Source organism: Chamaesiphon sp. OTE_20_metabat_361 (assembly GCF_031364565.1).
This window is the reverse complement of the sequence record NZ_JANLWO010000538.1, coordinates 1-5,069: the sequence shown is the minus strand read 5'-3', so window position 1 is coordinate 5,069 and position 5,069 is coordinate 1. Positions and strand designations below refer to the sequence as shown.

Genomic DNA, 5,069 nt, shown 5'->3' with positions numbered 1-5,069 from the left:
GCAACATCAAATTGCAAAAAGTTGGTAAAGACGCCAATCAATGCGTCGCAGTCGATTTCGACAATTGGTTGAGCCTGCTGCTCGTTTGTGGTTGTGGGCATCTGGCTCTCGCTCCGCACCTATAAGTAATTATTCTTTAATCGTACAAATAATTGCTCTTGCTGAGTTGGCATTAGTATCAAAACATCTATTTTTTTCAATATTCAGCAATTTCTATTAGGTCTCTAATTTTTACCGACTTGCCACGCGACCTTTGGTTCTACTGGCTCCTCCCAATCCACCACCGTCGCGACAAATAGCCATATGGTACCTACTCTCACTTTCATACCTCCACGGCGATCTCTGTGTTCGTGTAGAGTGGATTCCATTCTCTACCAAAGTCCGCTCATTTGCTCAAATAATTTAAAATATTTATAATTTCCAAATATGTATGTGTATTTTTATAATCATTGCTAATTTTTAGCAGCATTTATTTTTCTTGCATAGCTATTCATTTTATAAAGCTGTTTTTTAATAAGGTGCTATACCTCGGGCGATATAACCAGACCCCCGATGTTGAATCCTTGAGAGGAGAGGACGTTTAAAAGACATGTCTAGGGAGCGAGCTTCCTTCCGCATTGAGGGGGATTAAATTAGATCGAGGGAGACACTGGGATGGTTGAGGTACCGATAAATACACTTATCGGTACCTCAACCATCCCCACCTATCTGAGATCGCCTCCTCAATTCCGGCTTCTAGTTAATGAAAAATCGAGCCAGAGCTACTGATATCTCACCGCTACGAACGAACATCTGCTGTTTGAGAATCTAACTAATGACTGGCAATGAGTGTAGCTAAGTGAGCAAAAGCGAGATTATCTGTTGCAGTCGCAGTTTAGATAATTTTCCGAGCGATCTCATCAATGTTCAGGCAATCTTTTTTGAGGTTTGACTTGATTTGCGGTAGGCGCGGACGATTAATCGGATAATTTGCTGGGATTTATAGCAGGGACAGTAAGATTGTATTGGTGCGTGCAAATGTTGCTAGCACTGGTTTTAAAATAACAAGGGTGTGATAATGTTTCTTTTCACATCCTTAATTCATCCCCCGATCGAACCTGGATGGCTGGCTTACCTACGGTAGGCTACGCCAACGACAACGTTCCAAATTCTCATCTAATTTTCAGCACGATAACTATCGAATGATTAATGCACTCGATCGCAAAAACACCTTCAACTATTCACCATCAAAATAATCCAAATCCAGACGTTTGATTTGATATTCAGACACAACTGAAACACCGAGATTTACCTCAATCGCGTATTCGGCTAGCTGTGCCCCGTCGATGAGGACGACCTTCACATTCGCAGGTAAATAAGACTTGGCTTGTTCTGAGAACTTTGAGGTCGTAATGAAGATGCCTTTGCGCGCACCCTTACCCGCTAAGGCACCGACAAACTGTTGAATTTCAGGGCGACCGACGGTATTATTCCAGCGTTTTGCTTGGATATAGATCGCATCCAAACCGAGCCTGTCTTCCTTAATAATTCCATCGATTCCTTCGTCCCCTGTCTTGCCAATTGCCATCCCTGCATCTACTAGAGAACCCCCGTAACCCATTTTGACCAAAAGTTCGATTACTAGTTGCTCGAAGAAGGCTGGAGAGGCTGTTTTAATCCGTTCTAGGAGTTCTTGGGCGAGATTCTGGCGGAGTTGGCGATAGGCTGATTCGATCGTCTCGTCGGGGGTTTGTTCTAGTGGGGAACTGGAGGTTTCAGTAGCAGGAGAAGTAGCGGCACCGATAAAATCCAGGCATTCAGGGAATTGCTTGAGGTACTTAACATCAATTCGAGATGGTTTCTGGGTGAGGATATCTAAGCCTCTGGGGGTAATCTGAAACTTGCCACGAGCGGGATAAGCCAGTAAGCCTGCTTTTTTGAGGTATGTAACCGCCCAACCAACGCGGTTGTCAAATCTTGCTTGTTTGCCAGATGGCAGTAGTTCTTTGCGTTCGGTGTCGGTGAGATTAAAGTGGGTAGCTGCTAGATGCTCAATTGTCTCGGATAATTTATGCTCTTTGCCATCGCTAGCAAGTTCGATGAGGGGCAGCATAATTGACTGGAAATCGGGGATAGACATGGAAAACGATAAAACATACTCAAGAGTTATCATTCCCCCTTTTCTGGACGTAATTGAATGTTTTTCGAGTTCGATCGATCCGCATATCCATCGCTAAATGGACTGATTTAGCTGCGAAACCCCATTTATGCCTGTGTTCCACATACCAACTGAATCGATAGCCCTCACGGCGAAAATAGATAGCTCTGAAAGGATCTTTGTTGGTGTGTGCTTTGGTATCAATCGAACAATCCGAACCATTGGGTTTTCGATCGAATAGGCAGGGGATACATTCGGGACGATCGCGGCACAGCAGCCAGAAAGCAATAACTACCATGTTCGGTTTCCTTGGCACTCACCAGTAGAAATACTCTCGATCGCACTCTTGACTCGTGGCAAAACATTTCTGAGGTAGAGGCAACTACTACAGGAATTGGCCGACCTTTTGCTCGATCGGTTCAAGCCCGAGCGCCTGTGGTTTTTACTAAGCCTGCAATTAACACACGATCGCGCCTGGAAATCAGCATGTATTTTATTGTCGTGAAAATATTGCAACTATGCCTGTTAGTTATTGATTTTTTGGGTTAGGTGGTGTTGAGCAAATCAGATTAGCTCGAAAAACTTCAATTTAATTATTCTAAGAGTATGTTTAATTTTTAAAAGCGTAGTTATTTTTTGTAAATACATTCAATTTCAGTAAGCGTTGTGAATTCATACTAGCGTATGCACAAAAAAACAAACGTGTTTGTTTATGCAGTAATAAAGTTTGCGACAAATTGAAAAAAATCGCTCGAAAGATAGTGAGTGAGTGAGGACGATCTCGAAACTACTCGCAAGCGCGATCGAAAGTGAGGATTCGAGCAAAAAAAGTGAGGGTTAAGATCGAGAGCGACGATTCGAGTGAGAGATAAATGCTAGCAGCCAGATCCAAAAGGAAGGCTTATCGTCGAACTTGGAGAGGGATTGGGCGGTAGCGGTAATCGGCGCGGATTTGGGTTCGAGCCATTGCAATTCAACCTCATCCAGAATTTGGGACATTTCTGGGGTGACTCGATTATCCACTTTAAGAGATTTATTAATCTCGCTAGGATGTACTTGAAGTAGCCAACATAGGCTAATGAGCAATGGAGGTAAGGTATTGAACGAATTAATTAGAAGACGTGGGTTCCGGCTTTCGGCTGTAGCTTCCGCGATCGATGTCGATCGTCAGACTATTTCTAGATGGACTGATAACGCACCGATTGGTAAGCTGATTAAATTATCGAGATTTACGGGGATTCCCATCCTGGAGGTGATTAGCTGTTTCGACACAGAAGACGAATCAGCTTCAACAACTGCCGAAATCCAGAGTAGGGGAAATTCATGAGTTGCCGGATCGATCGAACAACGTTATAAAGATGCCATAGAGAGGGCAAAGCAATGAATACAGAACCTAAATCCATAGATGGCAGTGGCAATGTATTTGCCGATCTAGAATTAGATGATGCTGATGAACTATTTACTAGCGGTAAAATTGGTGTCCAAGTCATCCGTCTGTTGAATAGACGTAATTTAAAACAGCGAGAAATTGGAGAACTTTTAGGTATCTCTCAGCCAGAAGTATCTCATTTAATGAATGGTGAGTTTCAACGTTTTAGTGATGGTAAATTAATTAATTTTCTCAAACGACTAGATGCCAAGGTTACACTATATATCCAAGATCGAAATCTCACAAATGAATCGAGTGAGACATTAGTATTATTGTAGTTATAAAATATCCAATTATAGAATACAATTAAATTTTCACACTCTCACACTAAATGTAAAGTAAAATGAACATTCACAAAAGAATAAGTGATTCTCTATCGGATACCCTCCTAAATCGGCAGATCGTGCATAGCGATCCAGATATTATGACGGGTACTCCTGTATTTATAGGTACTCGTATACCGCTCCAAACTCTATTTGATTATCTTGAAGGTGAGGAGGGTTTTAACGAATTTTCAGAAGATTTCCCACACCTAAAGATTCCCGCGATTCAAGTTTTAGAAACTATCGACAGGCTTGTTTAACCCTCACTATGCTTATGACTGGAGCGCTTACACTCATTGATGACGATCTTCAAAAGCAACTGTTAGAAATTATCGATACAGCTAAAACATTAGTCATTCGTCAACAAAAATTGCAACGCATTCAAGCTAAAAAGAGAAATCTATCAGTTAGCTAAGATCGATCTTAACCAATGATATTCGATCGAGTTCACAATGCGATCGAATTGATTTGATATAATTCAAGCTTATTACTATCACATTTTGGTGACAACAGATCGGGCAGAAATAGCACAAAGCATATAAATATAGATCTAGAAATTAGCTGAAATTTAAGTGGTGGACAGTGCCTACCCTATTTTGACTTTGGGCATTTAATTCAATATTTTTTCTCGGTCGCTGTTAGGTGACACGCAAGCTTCGATAATTTCTCTAATTATTTCACTCGATCTCCCTACGCTCTGTGACACAATCGCTTTTTTAATTGCACTGTCGATCTCTGTAATCGTAGTTTCTTCTTCGGCTTTAATTTTTATTGTTTCACCATTAGAAGTTTTGATGAATATGGTGTGAGTTACTTTCTGCATAAATGTCCATACCACTCCAGCTACAATCAATGGAATACTAAAAGTGATGTTGAAAATAGCGGCGTTATAGATGACTGTCGTTAATTGTTGCTTATCAAAATAGGCAGCAATTAACGATGCAATCAACGACCAACCGCCCAATCCTACTAGCTTTGCAGACCAGGTTAGATTCTTAGTTTCAATTGAGACAATGTGTGAAATAGCATATGTCTTTCTGGCGTTGCTGGATTAAGGTATGATTAACAGCGATCGAGAGTAGAAATCAGCAGCCAGTAGAGGAGGTAGAATGATGGAATGTCCTGTGCTTGGGTCGGTTGCATGGACGGGGAACCCGTCCGCACCGACTCCGCAATGTAA

The 5,069-nt window shown here is 41.6% G+C and carries 6 protein-coding genes and 1 pseudogene; 4 read left to right on the top strand and 3 right to left on the bottom strand.

From position 1 onward, the window contains the following. Positions 1-1,216: 1,216 nt before the first annotated feature. Positions 1,217-2,119: a restriction endonuclease gene (locus RMO35_RS15485; RefSeq protein ID WP_309742221.1), complete on the bottom strand. Its 903-nt coding sequence runs from the start codon at positions 2,117-2,119 to the stop codon at positions 1,217-1,219. 855 nt (positions 2,120-2,974) lie between these two features. Further along, on the bottom strand, positions 2,975-3,136 hold the full coding sequence (locus tag RMO35_RS15480) for a hypothetical protein (RefSeq protein WP_309742220.1): 162 nt from the start codon (positions 3,134-3,136) through the stop codon (positions 2,975-2,977). Positions 3,137-3,236: 100 nt separating this feature from the next. Between RMO35_RS15480 and RMO35_RS15475 the strand changes: the two genes are divergently transcribed. From RMO35_RS15475 to RMO35_RS15460, 4 genes are all read left to right on the top strand, one after another. Next, entirely contained in the window at positions 3,237-3,464 is a 228-nt protein-coding gene (locus RMO35_RS15475; protein ID WP_309742219.1) for a helix-turn-helix transcriptional regulator, read from the top strand. A 53-nt stretch (positions 3,465-3,517) separates the two neighbouring features. After that, entirely contained in the window at positions 3,518-3,844 is a 327-nt protein-coding gene (locus RMO35_RS15470; RefSeq protein ID WP_309742218.1) for an XRE family transcriptional regulator, read from the top strand. A gap of 65 nt (positions 3,845-3,909) precedes the next feature. Continuing rightward, positions 3,910-4,149, top strand: coding sequence for a DUF433 domain-containing protein (locus RMO35_RS15465; RefSeq protein WP_309742217.1), 240 nt, complete (start codon positions 3,910-3,912; stop codon positions 4,147-4,149). 14 nt (positions 4,150-4,163) lie between these two features. Then, complete coding sequence (locus RMO35_RS15460; RefSeq protein ID WP_309742216.1) at positions 4,164-4,304, top strand: hypothetical protein; 141 nt, start codon at positions 4,164-4,166, stop codon at positions 4,302-4,304. Positions 4,305-4,499: 195 nt separating this feature from the next. Here RMO35_RS15460 and RMO35_RS15455 read toward each other — a convergent pair. Beyond that, a pseudogene (locus tag RMO35_RS15455) lies at positions 4,500-4,916 on the bottom strand (DUF6232 family protein); the annotation flags it as partial. Positions 4,917-5,069 lie beyond the last annotated feature (153 nt).

Excerpts from the sequence above, each read along its gene's own strand:
- RMO35_RS15485 (WP_309742221.1), bottom strand. The coding sequence starts at position 2,119 with ATGTCTATCCCCGATTTCCAGTCAATTATGCTGCCCCTCATCGAACTT.
- RMO35_RS15480 (WP_309742220.1), bottom strand. The coding sequence starts at position 3,136 with ATGTCCCAAATTCTGGATGAGGTTGAATTGCAATGGCTCGAACCCAAA.
- RMO35_RS15470 (WP_309742218.1), top strand. The coding sequence starts at position 3,518 with ATGAATACAGAACCTAAATCCATAGATGGCAGTGGCAATGTATTTGCC.
- RMO35_RS15465 (WP_309742217.1), top strand. The coding sequence starts at position 3,910 with ATGAACATTCACAAAAGAATAAGTGATTCTCTATCGGATACCCTCCTA.
- RMO35_RS15460 (WP_309742216.1), top strand. The coding sequence starts at position 4,164 with ATGACTGGAGCGCTTACACTCATTGATGACGATCTTCAAAAGCAACTG.